This is a genomic window from Streptomyces sp. NPDC058683, assembly GCF_042716195.1.
In the GTDB taxonomy this organism is placed as follows: domain Bacteria; phylum Actinomycetota; class Actinomycetes; order Streptomycetales; family Streptomycetaceae; genus Streptomyces.
The window spans coordinates 32,482-49,380 of the sequence record NZ_JBHXSK010000064.1; the positions used below are offsets into that span (position 1 = coordinate 32,482).

The 16,899-nt window shown below is 71.8% G+C and carries 15 protein-coding genes; 11 read left to right on the plus strand and 4 right to left on the minus strand.

Going from position 1 to position 16,899, the window contains the following annotated elements; genetic code table 11:
* Positions 1 to 65: 65 nt before the first annotated feature.
* Genes ACFWXC_RS45580 through hutI form a run of 3 tightly spaced genes read left to right on the plus strand, consistent with a single transcriptional unit; the run spans position 66 to position 3,819 of the window.
* Positions 66 to 1,268 carry an allantoate amidohydrolase gene (locus ACFWXC_RS45580; RefSeq protein WP_384488903.1) on the plus strand — a complete coding sequence of 401 codons (1,203 nt, stop codon included), beginning with the start codon at positions 66 to 68 and terminating at the stop codon, positions 1,266 to 1,268.
* Positions 1,259 to 2,620, plus strand: a complete 1,362-nt coding sequence (locus ACFWXC_RS45585) for a formimidoylglutamate deiminase (protein WP_384488905.1) — start codon at positions 1,259 to 1,261, stop codon at positions 2,618 to 2,620. The genes ACFWXC_RS45580 and ACFWXC_RS45585 overlap by 10 nt, the downstream gene beginning before the upstream one ends.
* Positions 2,621 to 2,640: 20 nt before the next feature.
* Positions 2,641 to 3,819 (plus strand): imidazolonepropionase, encoded by a 1,179-nt coding sequence (hutI, locus tag ACFWXC_RS45590; protein WP_384488855.1) that lies wholly within the window; start codon positions 2,641 to 2,643, stop codon positions 3,817 to 3,819.
* A 1-nt stretch (position 3,820) separates the two neighbouring features.
* Here hutI and ACFWXC_RS45595 read toward each other — a convergent pair whose 3' ends face one another.
* Positions 3,821 to 5,323, minus strand: a complete 1,503-nt coding sequence (locus ACFWXC_RS45595) for a ricin-type beta-trefoil lectin domain protein (protein ID WP_384488857.1) — start codon at positions 5,321 to 5,323, stop codon at positions 3,821 to 3,823.
* 220 nt (positions 5,324 to 5,543) lie between these two features.
* Positions 5,544 to 6,437 carry an RNA polymerase sigma factor SigF gene (locus ACFWXC_RS45600; protein ID WP_384488859.1) on the minus strand — a complete coding sequence of 298 codons (894 nt, stop codon included), beginning with the start codon at positions 6,435 to 6,437 and terminating at the stop codon, positions 5,544 to 5,546.
* Between the two features lie 305 nt (positions 6,438 to 6,742).
* Here ACFWXC_RS45600 and ACFWXC_RS45605 point away from each other — a divergent pair, with 305 nt between their 5' ends.
* The 6 genes from ACFWXC_RS45605 (at position 6,743) to ACFWXC_RS45630 (ending at position 12,063) form a co-directional block, all read left to right on the plus strand.
* Positions 6,743 to 7,147 carry an STAS domain-containing protein gene (locus tag ACFWXC_RS45605; protein ID WP_384488907.1) on the plus strand — a complete coding sequence of 135 codons (405 nt, stop codon included), beginning with the start codon at positions 6,743 to 6,745 and terminating at the stop codon, positions 7,145 to 7,147.
* Positions 7,148 to 7,328: 181 nt separating this feature from the next.
* Complete coding sequence (locus tag ACFWXC_RS45610) at positions 7,329 to 7,847, plus strand: ATP-binding protein (protein ID WP_384488861.1); 519 nt, start codon at positions 7,329 to 7,331, stop codon at positions 7,845 to 7,847.
* A gap of 262 nt (positions 7,848 to 8,109) precedes the next feature.
* Positions 8,110 to 8,793, plus strand: coding sequence for an LPXTG cell wall anchor domain-containing protein (locus ACFWXC_RS45615; protein WP_384488863.1), 684 nt, complete (start codon positions 8,110 to 8,112; stop codon positions 8,791 to 8,793).
* 29 nt (positions 8,794 to 8,822) lie between these two features.
* A complete protein-coding gene (locus ACFWXC_RS45620) occupies positions 8,823 to 9,674 on the plus strand; it encodes a hypothetical protein (protein ID WP_384488865.1) in 852 nt (283 codons plus the stop codon).
* Between the two features lie 11 nt (positions 9,675 to 9,685).
* Positions 9,686 to 10,741, plus strand: a complete 1,056-nt coding sequence (locus ACFWXC_RS45625) for a hypothetical protein (protein ID WP_384488867.1) — start codon at positions 9,686 to 9,688, stop codon at positions 10,739 to 10,741.
* Between the two features lie 2 nt (positions 10,742 to 10,743).
* Complete coding sequence (locus ACFWXC_RS45630; protein WP_384488869.1) at positions 10,744 to 12,063, plus strand: hypothetical protein; 1,320 nt, start codon at positions 10,744 to 10,746, stop codon at positions 12,061 to 12,063.
* A 113-nt stretch (positions 12,064 to 12,176) separates the two neighbouring features.
* Here the strand turns inward: ACFWXC_RS45630 and ACFWXC_RS45635 are convergent, their stop codons facing one another.
* A complete protein-coding gene (locus ACFWXC_RS45635; protein ID WP_384488871.1) occupies positions 12,177 to 13,673 on the minus strand; it encodes an oligopeptide:H+ symporter in 1,497 nt (498 codons plus the stop codon).
* A gap of 492 nt (positions 13,674 to 14,165) precedes the next feature.
* On the opposite strand from ACFWXC_RS45635, the gene ACFWXC_RS45640 reads away from it, so the two are divergent.
* Entirely contained in the window at positions 14,166 to 14,843 is a 678-nt protein-coding gene (locus ACFWXC_RS45640) for a response regulator transcription factor (RefSeq protein ID WP_007382513.1), read from the plus strand.
* A gap of 151 nt (positions 14,844 to 14,994) precedes the next feature.
* Positions 14,995 to 16,269: an ATP-binding protein gene (locus ACFWXC_RS45645; RefSeq protein WP_384488873.1), complete on the plus strand. Its 1,275-nt coding sequence runs from the start codon at positions 14,995 to 14,997 to the stop codon at positions 16,267 to 16,269.
* Positions 16,270 to 16,278: 9 nt separating this feature from the next.
* Here the strand turns inward: ACFWXC_RS45645 and ACFWXC_RS45650 are convergent, their stop codons facing one another.
* Entirely contained in the window at positions 16,279 to 16,788 is a 510-nt protein-coding gene (locus ACFWXC_RS45650) for a GtrA family protein (protein WP_384488875.1), read from the minus strand.
* Positions 16,789 to 16,899 lie beyond the last annotated feature (111 nt).

A 16,899-nucleotide genomic window follows, 5' to 3' on the forward strand; every position in this document is an offset into this window, starting at 1 on the left:
CTGGAGCGGCCCAGGCGGTACCGGCGCAGCCCGTGCAGCCGGTCGGCGGTGGCTCCTTCCACGAGATGTGGCGCGAGCTGCTTCCCGTCGGCCGGCACCCCGACTCCCGCGGTTACCGGCGCTTCGCCTGGACCGGGGCCGATACCGAGTGCCGCGCCTGGTTCCAGGAGCAGGCCGAGGCGCGTGGGCTGACCTACGAGGTCGACCGGAACGGGAACCAGTGGGCCTGGCTCGGGGATCCCGCCGCCGGGGACGCCGTCGTCACCGGGTCGCATCTGGACTCCGTCCCGGACGGCGGGGCCTTCGACGGCCCCCTCGGTGTCGTGTCCTCCTTCGCCGCGCTCGACGAACTCCGCCGCAGGAAAGCGGAGTTCACAAGACCCCTCGCCATCGTCAACTTCGGTGACGAGGAGGGCGCCCGGTTCGGGCTCGCCTGTGTCGGGTCACGGCTCACCGCCGGGCAGCTCACCGTCGAGCAGGCGCACCGGCTGACCGACGGGGACGGGATCACCCTGCCGCGGGCCATGGAGGCCGCCGGCCACGACCCCGACGCCATCGGCGCCGACCCCGAGCGGCTCGCCCGCATCGGCGCCTTCGTCGAACTGCATGTCGAGCAGGGCCGGGCGCTGGACCTGAGCGGGGACCGGGTCGGCGTCGCCAGTGCCATCTGGCCGCACGGACGCTGGCGGTTCGACTTCCGCGGCGAGGCCAACCACGCCGGCACCACCCGGCTGGCCGACCGGCGCGACCCCATGCTGTCGTACGCCGAGACCGTGCTCGCCGCGCGCCGCGAGGCCCAACTCGCCGGTGCCGTCGCCACCTTCGGGAAGATCGCCGTCGAGCCGAACGGCGTCAACGCCATCCCCTCCCTGGTGCGCGGCTGGCTCGACTCCCGCGCCGCCGACCAGGCCACCCTCGACACCGTCGTCGGCGGCATCGAGAAGGCGGCCCGGGAGTACGCGCAGGCGCACGGCATCGATCTCGACGTGGTCCGGGAGTCCTTCACCCCGGTCGTCGAGTTCGATCACGCCCTGCGGGACGAACTGGGCCGCATCCTCGGCCGGGACACCGGTCTCACCGTGCCCGTCCTGGGCACCGGTGCCGGACACGACGCCGGGATCCTCTCCGGGAGCATCCCGACCGCCATGCTGTTCGTGCGCAACCCCACCGGTGTCTCGCACTCCCCGGCCGAGTTCGCGGCCGAGGACGACTGCGTGGCCGGGGTGAGCGCACTCGCCGACGTACTGGAAGGGCTGGCCTGCGGGTGACGACACGGACGACGTACTGGTTGGAGCACGCCTGGCTGGACACGTATGTCGAGCCAGGGGTCGCCGTGGAGGTGGCGGACGGCCGGATCACCGCCGTCCGCACGGACACCCCCACCCCGCCGCCGGGGGCCGAGATCCTCAGCGGTCTCACCCTCCCCGGCCTGGCGAACGCCCACTCGCACGCCTTCCACCGCGCCCTGCGCGGCACGGTCCAGGTCGGCTCCGGGACCTTCTGGACCTGGCGCGAGCTGATGTACTCCTTCGCCGACCGGCTGACCCCGGAGACCTACCACGCGCTCGCCCGCGCGGTGTACGCCGAGATGGCGCTCGCGGGCATCGCCTGCGTCGGCGAGTTCCACTACGTCCACCACGCCCCCGGCGGCACCCCGTACGCCGACCCCAACGCCATGGGCGAGGCGCTGATCGCGGCCGCCGCCGACGCCGGCATCCGCATCACCCTCCTCGACACCGTCTACCTCTCCTCCGGCATCCTGAGCGAGCACCGGGGCGAGCCGCCCAACGCCCACCAGCTCCGCTTCTCCGACGGCAGCGCGGAGGCCTGGGCCGAACGCTGTTCAGTTCTCAAGGAACGGGATCACGCGCGGATCGGGGCGGCCGTCCACTCCGTACGGGCCGTGCCCGCCGGACAGCTGGCGACCGTGGCCCGCTGGGCCGAGGAGCGGCGGGCCCCGCTCCATGTGCACCTGTCCGAGCAGACCGCGGAGAACGACGCCTGCCTGGCCGCCCACGGCTGCACCCCCACCCGGCTCCTCGCCGACCACGGCGTCCTCGGCCCGCGCACCACCGGCGTGCACAGCACCCACCTCACCGACGAGGACATCGCGCTGCTCGGCGGCTCCGGGACCGGCACCTGCATGTGCCCGACGACCGAGCGGGACCTGGCCGACGGCATCGGACCGGCCGTCGCCCTGCAGCGGGCGGGCTCGCCGCTCTCCCTCGGCTCCGACAGCCACGCCGTCATCGACCTGCTCGAAGAGGCGCGCGCGATGGAGGTGAACGAGCGGCTGCGCACCCGCACCCGGGGCCACTGGACGGCCGCGGCCCTGCTGCGCGCCGCCTCCGCCGACGGCCACGCCGCCCTCGGCTGGGAGGACGCGGGCACCATCGAGACCGGCAGGCTCGCCGACCTGACGACGATCGCGCTCGACTCCGTCAGAACGGCAGGGCCGCTGCCCCGGCTGGGCGCCGAGACGGCCGTATTCGCGGCGACGGCAGCGGACGTACGGCACACGGTCGTGGGCGGGCGGCACGTCGTACGGGACGGTGCGCACACCCTCGTACCCGATGCGCCGCAAGCCCTCGCGCGGGCCGTCGAAGCCCTCCGCGCCTGACGACCACCCACGAGGACACCATGAGCAGCAGCACCGCCATCACCAACATCGCCACGCTGGTCACCAACGACCCCTCCCTCGGTGACAACTCCCCTCTCGGTCTGATCCAGGACGCGGCCGTCGTCATCGACGGCGACCGTGTCGTGTGGACCGGTGAATCCAGCAAAGCACCCGCCACTGACAACCGGGTCGACGCGGGCGGCCGGGCGGTGCTGCCGGGCTTCGTGGACTCCCACTCCCACCTGGTCTTCGCGGGCGACCGCACCCAGGAGTTCAACGCCCGGATGTCCGGCCGGTCGTACACCGCGGGCGGCATCCGCACCACCGTCGCCGCCACCCGCGCCGCGACCGACGCGGAGCTGGAGGCGAACCTCACCCACTACCTCGCCGAGGCCCTCCGCCAGGGCACCACCACCTTCGAGACGAAGTCGGGCTACGGCCTGACGGTCCAGGACGAGGCCCGGGCCCTGCGCATCGCCGCCGCCCACACCGACGAGGTGACCTACCTCGGCGCCCACATCGTCTCCCCGGACTACGCCGACGACCCGGCGGCCTACGTCTCCCTGGTCACCGGCGAGATGCTCGACGCCTGTGCCCCGTACGCCCGTTGGGTCGACGTCTTCTGCGAGAAGGGCGCCTTCGACGGCGACCAGGCCCGCGCGATCCTCACGGCGGGCAAGGCCAAGGGCCTGACCCCGCGCATCCACGCCAACCAGCTCTCCTACGGCCCCGGCGTCCAGCTGGCCGTCGAACTGGACGCGGCGAGCGCCGACCACTGCACCCACCTCACGGACGCGGACGTGGACGCCCTCGCCCACAGCGCGACGGTCGCCACCCTCCTCCCGGGCGCCGAGTTCTCCACCCGCGCCGAATGGCCGGACGCCCGCCGTCTCCTGGACGCGGGCGTGACCGTGGCCCTGTCCACGGACTGCAACCCGGGCTCCTCCTTCACCTCCTCCGTCCCCTTCTGCATCGCGCTGGCCGTCCGGGACATGCGCATGACCCCGGACGAGGCGGTGTGGTCGGCGACGGCGGGCGGCGCGCGGGCCCTGCGGCGGGACGACATCGGCCGGCTCACCCCGGGCGCCTACGCCGACCTGACCCTGCTGGACGCCCCCAGCCACGTCCACCTCGCCTACCGGCCCGGGGTTCCGCTGGTGGCCGGGGTGTGGCGCAGGGGCGTCCGGGCCGTCGGCTGAGTCAGCTCGCTCCGGCCCGCCAGCGCTGGGCCGTGCCGTCGTCCACCGGGTCCAGGGCGAGCCGGTCGTCGCCGTTCGGGGTGAGGGCCGTCTCGAGGGCGATCTCCGGGCGGATCTCGCCGTCGAAGACGACCGTGAAGCGCAGGTTGTCGCCGTGGTCGCCGTCCACCGACGAGCACTGCCAGATGCCGACGCCCTTGTCGACCGAGCCCCGGCTGTCCAGGCAGAAGTCGGGGTCCGCGGCGGACTGCAGCACGCCCCGGTCCGTGTCGACCCGCCAGCGCTGGGTGGCGGAGGCGGAGCAGGCGGCCGTGACGACGTCGGTGCCGTTGTCGAAGTCGCCGTCCCGGACGTCCAGACAGCGGCCGGTGGCGGCGTTCACGACCTGGGCGTAGCCGGCGCCCGGGGGCTTCGGGGCGGGCGACGGGGTCGGCGAGGCGGAGCGCGTCGGGGTCGGGGTGGGGGTGGGGGGCGGAGTCGAAGCCGGGCGGTGCGACGGCTTCGTGGGGGAGGGCGACGGGGAGAGGGTCGCCGTCGCCGTCACGGTCACCTGCGGGGTGGCGGGCGGTGCCGGTGTCGCGGCCGCCGGGTTCCGGGGGTGCGAGGCCGGGCGGGTCAGGAGCACCAGCAGCAGCGGTACGAGGGCCACGCCCAGCGCCGTGGAGGTCAGCAGGACGCGGCGGGACGGGGCCCGGCGTCCGCGCGCCGGGCCGGGCTCGGCGGGTGCCTCCGACGGGGTCTCCTGCCGCACGTACGCCGTCCCGCCCCAGGGCAGCAGGCCCTCCGCGAGCGTCGTGCGCGGGCTGTCCCGGAGCGCGGTCAGGTCCTCCAACGCGGTGGTGCAGTGCGGGCAGTGGGCCATGTGCGCGTGCAGGTCGGCGCTGTGCCGGGGGTTCTCCGGGCGTACCGACTCCTCGATCAGCCGGCGGAAGTCCGCGCAGCGCGGGTCGTCGGAGGCGGCCAGCCGGCCGCGGAGGCAGGCCTGCGCCAGGGACTGCAGCGCGGGCGGGGTGCCGTACCGGACGTCCTCGGGGGTCAGGCCCAGGTGGGCGGCGGTCCGGGCGGGGGGTTCCCGGTCCAGCACGCCGTACCAGATCAGGCCCTGGGTACGGGACGGCAGGGACTGGAAGGCCGCGAGCAGGGGCGGGGCGGGCGGCTCGGGGGTGCCCGTCGAGTTCAGGACCAGGAGCACGGTGGGGTCCAGGGCGGCGGAGCGTTCGTCGTGCGCCCACTCGGCGGCCAGCCGCGCGGTCAGCAGGAGCAGATGGTGGCGCAGGGGGACGACCGGCTCGGCGCCGCGCGCGATGTCCCGGGCGGCGGTGGTGAAGGTCCCCGCGGTGAGCCGGCGGGCCGCCGCGTCACCGGCCGTGCAGAGCCGGGCGTAGCCGAGGACCGCGGACTGGTGGCGGGCGCGTACTTCCTGGAGGGCCGGGTAGGCGGTGGCGGCGGGCGTGCGCAGGAGTTCGGTCAGGCGTGCGTCCGAGGGTGGGTTGTCGTGGACCATCGTGCGCCCCTTCGTGCCGGCCGGCCGTGTGCCCGTCCTTACTGACGTACCGGCCAGTTTGGGGTGTGGGTGGGGCGCGAGGGAGGCCTTTGGCCAAAAGAGACGGGCGGGAGAGCCGGGCGGGGCGGGCGACGCGGTCTGTCCGGCATACGGCTGCGGGCGCGCGGGAGCGACCGGCTCCCACGCACCCGCAGTCGTACGACCCCGGCCGCCGCTTCCGTCACTCGTCCAGCGTCAGCGCCTTGCGCAGCTGCACCAGCGTCCGGGACAGCAGCCGGGACACGTGCATCTGCGAGATGCCGAGTTCCTCGCCGATCTCCGACTGGGTCATGCCGGCGACGAAGCGCAGCGAGAGGATCTTGCGGTCCCTGGAGGGGAGTTCGGCGATCAGCGGCTTCAGGGACTCGATGTACTCGATGCCTTCGAGGCCGTGGTCCTCGTAGCCGATGCGGTCCGCCAGGGCGCCCTCGGACTCGTCCTCGTCCGGCTGTGCGTCCAGGGAGGAGGCCGTGTACGCGTTGGAGGCGGCCATGCCCTCGACGACCTCGTCGTTCGAGAGACCGAGACGCTCCGCGAGTTCCGTGACCGTGGGGGCGCGGTCCAGCTTCTGGGACAGCTCGTCGCCCGCCTTGGCGAGGTCGAGACGGAGCTCCTGGAGGCGGCGCGGGACCCGTACCGACCACGACGTGTCACGGAAGAAGCGCTTGATCTCGCCGATGATGGTCGGCATCGCGAAGGTGGGGAACTCGACGCCGCGGGAGAGTTCGAAGCGGTCGATCGCCTTGATCAGACCGATCGTGCCGACCTGGATGATGTCCTCCATCGGCTCGCTGCGGGAGCGGAACCGGGAGGCGGCGAACTTGACCAGCGCGAGGTTCAGTTCGACGAGCGTGTTGCGTACGTACGAGTAGTCGTGCGTGCCTTCCTCCAGCGACTCCAGCCGCTCGAAGAGGGTCTTGGACAGGGCTCGCGCGTCGACCGCGCCGACCTCGTCGTACGGGGGGATCTCGGGGAGGTCGAGCTCCGTGGTGAGTCCCTCGATGGCATCCAGTTGTTCCGGTGGGGGTGTCGACGTCGCCGTCCGGGTATGCGATGCGTCGAGCCGGGGTGACATGGTGTCCTCCATCGTTCTCGGCATAAGGCTGCCGAAGCCGTGCGTGCACTGCGGTGTGCGGCGCCTCCAAAGCCGGCCGTGTCGGTTTTCGTGTCCCTACTAGCCCTACCCGCTCCGCCGAGCCACTCGCAAGTCCGTTCTATTAGCATTTGTCCGATTGTGAGAGGTTGTTCGGGTGTCGGAGTACGTAGAGAAGGCGTAATGTTCGAGGGCGTCGACGTGGCGTTCGGCGGACATCGGTGGGCATCGTCAGACATCGGTCAGACGGTGGTAAAAGCGGTCACGACCTCGGGAGAGAGACGGCAATGGACCACGGGACGGTCGGCAGCGCACAGTCGGGCCGGCTGCTGGTGGAAGTGCGGGAAGAGGGCCCCAGCGCCGTCGTGATTCCGGCGGGTGAGCTCGATCACCACACCGCCGATCTGCTGCGCGAGCCGCTCGACGATCTCCTCGACAAAGGCTTTTCACGCCTTGTCGTCGACTGTTCACGCCTTGAGTTCTGTGACTCCACCGGGCTGAACGTGCTGCTCGGCACCCGGCTGCGGGCCGAGGCCGCCGGAGGCGGCGTACATCTCGCCGGGATGCTGCCCGTCGTCGCCCGGGTATTCGAGATCACGGGGGCCGAGGCGGTCTTCACCGTCCACGACTCCGTCGAGGCGGCCCTGGCCGACGAACCCGACGAACCTGGCGAAACCGGCAACGAGAGCTGAGTCCTGGCCCGGTGTTCGGAACCAGGGGGTGTCCCGGCGGATCGCCCGGGCAGGAGACATTCTGGATCTGTCGGCGACCGACCCGGCCCCGGTTGAGTAGGCCATGCCGACAGGCCCGTACGAACTGCAGCAACGCGAATTTGTGAATCGTGAACCGGTGAAACGGTGAGGTGAAGCGCTGATGAGCACCACCCGGCCTTACCCGCCGGGCGACCGCGGCCCGGAGACCAGCGGCGACTCCGGGGTGTCCGAGGGGGCGGCGTCCGACGTGCCGCCCGCCTCGTCGGGGGGTCGTCAGGTCCGCAGGCTGCGCCTCGTCGGCGAGAGCGGGGTCGTCCCGCTCGCTCGCGACTTCGCGCGGCAGGCGCTGTACGCGTGGGGCTGGCTGCCCGCCGCGTCCGCCGACCGCAGGGCCGCCGCGGAGGATGTGCTGCTCGTCGTCTCCGAGCTCGTCACCAACGCGTGCCTGCATGCGGAGGGGCCGGACGAGTTGTTCCTGGCCTGCGACAACAAGGTGATCCGGGTGGAGGTGTCCGACCGGGGGGCCGGGCAGCCGGCGCCGCGGACCCCGCACCGGGCGGGGCGGCCGGGAGGGCACGGGATGTTCATCGTGCAGCGGCTGTGCCTGGACTGGGGGGTTGTCCGGGCGTCCGGGGAGGCCGGGAAGACGGTCTGGGCGGAGCTGGGGGCGCCGGCGTAGGAGGGTGCGGCGTGCGCCCAAGGGGGTGCCGCGTTGTGCCGGACGGCGGCTGCGGTTGTCCGTGGTTGCTCGCGCAGTTCCCCGCGCCCCTTACGGGGCGCTTCACTTGCGGCGCGCTTCACTCACGGGGCGCTCACACTTCCGCCATGCCCTTTCTCTTCCCTCCTCATGGGCCCCGGCGTACCTTGACGGCCGAATCTGATACCTCGTCAGTAGCGAATGGGGTGGACCGACCGTGTCGTCGTACCCGAAACGTACCGCCGTGCTCGCGTCCGCCGCCGCCCTGGCCGGATCGGCGGTGCTGCTCGCCGCCCCCGCGGCGCACGCCACCGTCGTCAACGTCAACTACCAGTGCAAGACGCCGATCGGCGACAAGAGCGCCGTCTCCCCGATCGACATCACCGGCGTCAAGAGCGGCAGCGGCTACAAGATCACGATGTCCTGGCAGAAGGGGGTCTCCTCCAGCCCCGTCGAACTCGGCAAGGGCGCGATGAACCCGAGCGCCACCATCAAGCTCGGCGGCGCCGACAGCGGGACCCTGAACGTGACCGGCTCGCCCAACCAGGCCGCGATCCCCGCCAACACCCCCATCAAGATCAACGACTTGAGCGGCACCTACACGCCGAAGAAGACCGGCAAGGTGACCTTCACGGCGGGCATCCTCACCATCAAGGCGCTCGGCACGACGACGACCTGCACCCCCACCAACACCCCCGGGCCGTCCCTGACCCTGGACGTGAGCGCCGCGAGCGGGGGCGGCTCCACCGGCTCCACCGGTTCCGGCTCGTCGTCCGGCGGCACCGGCACCGACTCCGCGGGCACCCTCCCGAAGACCGGCCCCGAGGACTCGTTCGTCGCGCTCGGCACCCTCGGCGGCACCGTGCTGCTCGCGGGCGCGGCCGGTGCCCTCTGGCTGACCCGGCGGAACCAGCCCGTACGCCGCTGACCTCGAGGGTCCGACCGCTGGAGCCGCCCATGCCGTCCGCCCAGTCCGCCACCCGTGTGCTCGGCCTCGCCGTGCTGACCCTGCTCGCCACCGCCCCGCGCGCGGCGGCGGCCGGGGGCTGGTCACTCGCGCCCGCGGGCGGCGGCCGCCCGTCCTTCTACGCCGAGGGCGCCCCCGGGGCCGTCCTCCAGGACACCCTGTCGGTGACCAACCGCGGCGGGCACCCGGTCACGGTACGGCTGTCCGGCACCGGCGTCCCCGTCGCCTTCGCCGAGCCGAGCGTCCGCGTGCCCGCGCGCACCCGCGCCGACGTCCCCTTCACGGTGACCGTCCCGAGCGGTGCCGCCCCCGGCGACCGCCCCGGCGCGCTCGTCGCGAAGGACGCCGACGGCCGCACCGCCACCGTCCGCGTCCGGGTGCGCGTCGGCGGGCCCACCCTGACCGCGCTGACCGTCGAACATGTCGCCGTCCACGGCGACCGCATCACGTACGAGCTGGTCAACCGGGGGACGACCGTCCTCGTACCGAAGCTCGCGGTGCACGTGGACGGGGTGTTCGGCCGGGACCTCCTCGACCGGGCCCCGCGCACCCTCCCGGTCCGCCTCGCCCCCGGCAGCCGCACCGGACTCAGCGAGCCCTGGCCCGGCCACCCCGCCCTGGACGCGGTCCACGTCCGGCTGACGGCGACGGCGGCGGGCGGCGCGCACGACACGGCGGGCACGCGGGCGCACTTCGTGCCCTGGGGCGCGGTCGCGGGGACCGCGGGCGCGCTGGCGGCGGGGGCCGCCGTGACGGCCGTACGACTGCGCAGGCGTCGTGCCGACCGGGCGACGGCCGAACCCCTGTCCATGGAGGCCGAGTTGACGGGAGCGGCGAGGTGAGAGCACGTGCGATGGCGATATCGACGGCGCTGGCGGCGGTGTTCGCGCTGCTCCTGACGCCCCTGGCCGCGGCCGCCGACGGGCCGGCCGTGAAGGTCTCCGAGGCCCAGGCCGGCACCGGCGGGTCGATCACCGTGAGCGGCACCGGCTGGCGGCCGCACACCCTGCTGATGATGCTGATCTGCGGCCAGGCCACCCCCGCCCGGGGCGTGATCGGCGGCACCAACTCCTGCGCCAACGCCGACGGGCGCGCCGTCACCACCGACGCGAAGGGCGGCTTCGGCAAGCAACTCCCGGTCGCCGAGCCGCCGGTGCCGTGCCCCTGCGTGGTGCACGTGGCCACCGTGACCGGCGCGAAGGCCGACGCGGACGCCGTCTTCCAGGTCGCCGGGCACCCCGTGAAGGCGCTGCCCGCCGAGCCCACCGGCGGACGTCTGTCGATGCTCACCGACACCCGCCTCGACGGCTCCTCGGGCCTGCTGACCTGGTTCGGCGCACCCCCCTCCCGCACCCTCGTCTTCACCATCGGCAACGCCGGCTCCACCACCCTCAAGGACCCCGTCTTCCAAGTCGGCACCGCACACGGCGTGTTCGCCCCCCAGTGGGACGAGCAGCAGTGGCGCGGCACCCTCGCGCCCGGCAGGAAGGCGCAGATCAAGCTGCCCGTCGAACTCTCCGCCGGGGCGCACGGCGACTACACCGTCTCCCTCCGGTACGACGGCAAGGTCCTCGCCGAGCAGCCCTGGGGCGTGGGCCGCCCCTGGGGCGTGACCCTGTTCTGGATCCTGCTCTGCGTGGTCGTACCGGCCGCCGTCTTCCGGATCGGCATGGCGGTGGTCGACCGGGTACGACCGCCCCGCGCGGGCGGCATCCGCCACCGGGGCGTGCACCGCCCGACCCTGCGCCTGCCGCGCCTGCGCGCGCCGGAGCCCGCGCCCGACACGACCTCGACCCTGCCGTGGTTCACCCCGGACAACGATCCGGGCACGGCGGCCGGTCGGCTCTCCGCACCGCACGACGACAGTTCCACGAGTCCCACGACTCCCACCAGGAAGGGAACCACGTGACCATGCGAAGGAGAGTGACACCGGTCAGAGCGGGTGCGGCGGCGGCCGCGCTGGTCCTCGGCGGCGCGGGCCTGCTGCTGGGCGCGGCCGCCGGGACCGCACAGGCGGCCGAGGTGTCGTTCGCGACGCACTGCGTACCGCCCGCCGGGGTCGCCGACCCCGTCGACGGGACCACGAAGGTGGAGATCACCGCGCCCGCCACCGCGAAGGTCGGCGACACGGTCGACGTCACCTGGAAGTTCGTGCAGGCCGCGTCCAAGAACCCGGACATCATCGACCTGCCCGCCGACTCGGTCCAGCCGTCCGGCACGCTCAAGGCGGCCGGCGCCCAGACCGCCGACATCGCCCTGCAGGGGCCGCGCGAGAACCCGGCGATCCCCAAGGGCGGCGACATGGTGCTGTCCGACATGACGGGCACGCTGAAACTGACCTCACCCGGCGAGGTGACGCTCACCCCGGACGCGTACAAGGTCAACGCGTTCGGGACGGACACCGTGTGTACGCCGTCAGCGACGGTGCCGAAGGCGGCGACGATCGAGGTGACCGGCAGCGGTCCGAGCGACTCGGCGACACCGACCGACACCGGCTCGGCCTCCTCGTCGGCCTCGGCGAGCCCCTCCGACTCGGCCTCGGAGTCCGCTTCCGCCTCCCCGTCCGACTCGGTCTCGGCCTCCGCCTCCGACGGCACGGGCACCGGCCAGACCGACTTCACGGGCAAGGAGGTCGAGGTCCCCTACGCCTGCAAGACGCCCATCGGCGACAAGAACGCGACCTCGCCGGTGCAGATCAACGCCAAGAAGAACGGCGGGAGTTTCGACCTCACCGTGCAGTTCAACGGGTCGGTGATGGACAGCCCCGCGGACATCCCGGCGGGCTCGGTGAAGCCGTCGATGGAGGTGGTCCTGGGCGGCGCCGACACGGGCACGGTCCATGTGGAGGGCCCCACCAACTCCTCCGCGATCAAGTCCGGCGACCCGATCGACATCCCGGACCTGACGGGCACGTACAAGCCGGGGGCGAGCGGCGAGTCGACACTGTCGCCGGGCGTGCTCACGGTCAACGCGCTCGGTACGACGACCACCTGCACGCCGACCAAGTCGGAGGTGTCGCTGACCCTGGACACGACGGAACAGGCGAGCGGCGCGTCGGGGGGTTCGTCGACGTCCGGTGGCTCCTCCGGCAGCTCCGGCAGCAGCGGAGGCCTGGCAGAGACGGGCGACAGCAGCAATGGCGCACTGAAGGCGCTCGGATTGGTGGCGGGAACGGCCATTTTGCTGGGCGGCGCGGTCTTTACGTTCATGCCTCGAAAGAGGATGCGATGACCCGCCTTCTTTAGGGGCGCGGGGAACTGCGCGACCAGCCACACACGACCGTCAGCCGAAAACGCAAGAGGGCCACCAGGATCGCAAATCCCGGTGGCCCTCTGTCGAAGACGCTAGTGCACGTCTCCCATCAGCTCCCGCACCTTCTTGCGGTACAGCCACACAGCCAGACCGGCGATCACGGCGAGCACCGCCTGGAACGCCACGATCCCCGTCTTGTTGAGGTCGACCCCGGCGATGGACAGCAGACCGGTCGTCGCGTCGCCCGCGGTGACCGCCAGGAACCACACGCCCATCATCTGGGACGCGTACTTCGCCGGAGCCATCTTGGTCGTCACGGACAGACCCACCGGAGACAGCAGCAGCTCACCGACGGTCTGCACGAAGTAGATCCCGACCAGCCACATCGCCGCGGCCTTGTGCCCGCCGTCCGCGATCGACAGCGGCGCCAGGAACAGGAAGAACGACGCACCGATCAGCACCAGACCGCCGGCGAACTTCACGGCCGTGCTCGGCTCCTTGCCGCGCCGCGCCATCGCCAGCCACGCCCAGGCGAAGACCGGCGCGAACGCCATGATCATGACCGGGTTGACGGACTGGTACCAGGAGACCGGGAACTCCCAGCCGAAGACGGTGTTCCGCGCGGAGGCCTCGGCGAACAGGGAGACCGTCGAGCCACCCTGGTCGTAGATCATCCAGAAGACCGCGGCGGCCACGAAGAACCAGATGTACGCGCTCATCTTGGACTGGTCGGCGCGGTCCAGGTCCTTGTCGCGCTTGATGCGGGCGATGACGACGACCGGGATCAGCAGACCGGCGATCGTGATCGGGACCAGCAGCCAGTTCAGCGTGTAGACGCCGGAGACACCCACGACGACGTAGAAGACCACGGCGACGGCGGCCCACAGACCGGCCTTCGTGAGCGTCGCCTTCTTCTCCGCGGCAGACAGCGGCGTCGGGACGATGTCCGAACGCGAGCTCAGGTGCCGCGTGCCGAGCAGGAACTGGGCCAGGCCCAGCGCCATGCCGAGCGCGGCCAGCGCGAAGCCGAGGTGCCAGTTGTAGTTCTCGCCGACCGTGCCGATGGCCAGCGGCGCGGCGAACGCGCCGACGTTGATGCCGATGTAGAAGAGCGTGAAGCCACCGTCACGGCGCGGGTCGTCCGGACCGTCGTACAGGTGACCGACCATCGTGGAGATGTTGGCCTTCAGCAGACCTGAGCCTATGGCGACCAGGCCGAGGCCCGCGAAGAAGGTACCGGAGCTGGGCAGCGCCAGCGTCAGGTGGCCGAGCATGATGATCACGCCCGCGACGGCGACCGTCTTACGGGGGCCGAGGACACGGTCGGCGAACCAGCCGCCCGGCAGGGCGAGCAGGTACACGAGCGACAGGTACACGGAGTAGATCGCCGTCGCCGTGGCCGCGCTCATGTGCAGGCCGCCGGGAGCGACCAGGTACAGCGGGAGCAGGGCCTTCATGCCGTAGTAGGAGAAGCGCTCCCACATCTCGGTCATGAAGAGAGTGGCCAGTCCGCGGGGGTGGCCGAAGAAGGTCTTATCGGAACCGGGGGTGCCCGGTCGGACCGAGTCCTTCGTCAGGCTGGACGCCATGGGTCGTTCCTTGCTGGTCGGGACGCGCGGTGGGGCTGTGCGCGCCCGTGGGGGGAGCGGCCGGCACCGGCGGGTCGGACCGTCCACCCCACGCCCAGGGGGAGTCCGCCCCGGATCACGGAGCGGCGGACGGCGACCACCGGGATCCACGCTCCGTGACGCTGTGTCGCGTCCGGAGCCCGGCCAGAGGTCATTCCTTTCAAGGCCGGCCGGGGCCGACCCGCACACAAAAGAGACCTTCAGTGTCAAGAAGCCCACCAAAGGTCCCCGGGTGTACTAGAGGCGTTCACGTCACTGTACGTCAGGACACTGCCGTATATGGAAGGACTTGAGACACGGATCACAGGTGTCGGGGGAACCGTGTGCCCGCTTTCGAAGGTCCCTCCACGATCTCACCTCTCGCTCACAGGTTCGTACCACTGTGCCCCAAGGTAAGAATCCCTGGTGCCGATCACACCCCGGCACAGCGCGTAATCGGACTACCATCACCTCATGACCCGTGTACTGCTCGCCGAGGACGACGCGTCCATTTCGGAGCCGCTGGCCCGCGCACTGCGCCGGGAAGGTTACGAGGTCGAGGTGCGCGAGGACGGACCCACCGCGCTCGACGCCGGAATGCAGGGCGGCATCGACCTGGTCGTGCTGGACCTCGGGCTGCCCGGCATGGACGGCCTGGAGGTGGCGCGCCGGCTGCGTGCCGAGGGCCACGCGGTACCGATCCTCATCCTTACCGCGCGGGCCGACGAGGTGGACACCGTCGTCGGCCTGGACGCGGGTGCCGACGACTACGTCACCAAGCCGTTCCGGCTCGCCGAACTGCTCGCCCGGGTACGGGCGCTGCTCCGCCGCGGCGCCGCGGAGCCCGCGCAGCCGCCGGCCACGCACGGTGTGCGGATCGACGTCGAGTCGCACCGGGCGTGGATGGGGGACGAGGAACTCCAGCTCACCGCGAAGGAGTTCGACCTGCTGCGGGTGCTGGTGCGGGATGCCGGGCGGGTGGTTACTCGTGACCAGCTGATGCGGGAGGTCTGGGACACGACGTGGTGGTCGTCGACCAAGACGCTCGACATGCACATCTCGTGGCTGCGGAAGAAGCTCGGCGACGATGCGGCGAACCCGCGGTACATCGCTACGGTGCGTGGTGTCGGGTTCCGTTTCGAGAAGAGCTAGGTCGGCTACGCGCGTCGCGCCGTGGGTGGCTGATGCGGTGTGCGCGACTGGCCGTCGTGGTGGGCTGGTCGCGCCCACGCGGCGGAGCCGCAAATGTAACGGCCCCGCGCCCCTTTCGGGGCGCTGAAGCCGTCATGTCCCGGAGAGTGCCGTGCGTCGTCGTCTGATCCAGTCCACCCTCGCCGTCGTGCTCGTCGTCATTGCCGTGTTCGGCGTCTCCTTGGTGATCGTCGAGAGCCGGACCATCAGCAACAGTGCCCAGGAGCGGGTGGACTCCGAGGCGCTCCGGCTCGCCAGCATCGTCGACAGCCGCATCCTCGGGGACGAGGACGTCACCGCGGAGATACTGCACAGCCAGGTCGGCAAGGACCAGTACGCCGTCATCCGGATCCCGGGCAAGGCGCCGATCGAGCTCGGGGTCAAGCCCGAGGGCGATGTCATCCACTACACCGCCGACGGCGAGGAAGGCGAGACGGTCACCGTCCAGGAGCCGCGGTCCACGGTGACCCGGGAGGTCGGCCGGACGCTGCTGATCATCGGGGCGGTCGCGCTGCTCGCCGTGATCGCCGCCGTGCTGCTGGCCATCCGGCAGGCCAACCGGCTCGCCTCCCCGCTCACCGACCTCGCCGAGACCGCCGAGCGGCTGGGCTCCGGCGACCCGCGCCCCCGGCACAAGCGGTACGGCGTCCCGGAGCTGGACCGGGTCGCCGACGTGCTGGACTCCTCCGCCGAGCGGATCGGGCGGATGCTCACCGCCGAGCGGCGGCTGGCCGCCGACGCCTCCCACCAGCTGCGCACCCCGCTGACCGCGCTGTCCATGCGGCTCGAGGAGATCACCCTCACCGACGACCCGGACACCGTGAAGGAGGAGGCGAACGTGGCGTTGACGCAGGTGGAGCGGCTGACCGATGTCGTGGAGCGGCTGCTGACGAACTCCCGCGACCCGCGCACCGGCTCCGCCGTCACCTTCGACCTCGACGAGGTCATCCAGCAGCAGCTCGCCGAGTGGCGGCCCGCCTACCGCAGCTACGGCCGGGCGATCGTCAGCTCCGGCAAGCGGCATCTGCGGGCGGTGGGCACGCCGGGCGCGGTCGCCCAGGTGCTGGCCGCACTGATCGAGAACTCGCTGATGCACGGCGGCGGCACGGTCGCCCTGCGGACCAGGGTCACCGGTAACCAGGCGGTCGTGGAGGTGACGGACGAGGGGGCCGGGGTGCCCGCCGACCTCGGCAACCGCATCTTCGAGCGGACGATCAGTGGCCGCAACTCCACCGGGATCGGGCTGGCCGTCGCCCGCGACCTCGCGGAGGCCGACGGCGGCCGTCTGGAACTGCTCCAGGCCCAGCCGCCGGTGTTCGGCCTGTTCCTGTCCCGCACCCCGCCGACCCACAAGCAGCCGGACGACGACCAGCCGACGGTCCGCTAGGACGAATGATCAGAAGACCCGCTGCTTGGGCTTGGGCTCCGGGGAGTCGGCGGCGTGCTCCAGGATCGCCTCCGCGTCGGCGACCGTCTCACGGGCCGGCAGCGCCTTGAACACCCAGGAGCGGTACGACCAGAAGCGGAACAGGGTCGCCACGCCGATGCCGACGAACTTGAAGACGTTGCTCTGCAGCGGGCTGTCCCAGCCGAAGCCGTAGGTCGCCAGATACAGCAGACCGTTCTCGATCACCAGGCCGACCGCGCTGAACAGCAGGAACAGGGTGAGTTCCTTGGTGCGGCCGCCCTTGTCACGGTCCCGGTACGTCCAGTAGCGGAAGCCGAGGTAGTTGAAGACAATGGCGACGACGGTGGCTATCACGCTCGCCCGCACCACCGGAAGCTCGGTGAGGTGCCGGACCAGGTTGAAGACGCCGAGATTGACGAGAATGCCGGCCCCGCCGACGGCGCCGAATTTGACGACCTCGCGTACGAGCCGTTGCAGCCCCGAGGAACCACGTTCCATGGTTGTGCGGGCTCCCGTCCGTAGGTATTGGCGACCCAGCCATGCTAACGACCCAGTATGTCCCACGCCTGTGGATGACGACACAGGTCGGGAACGGCTTGGAAAGAGCAC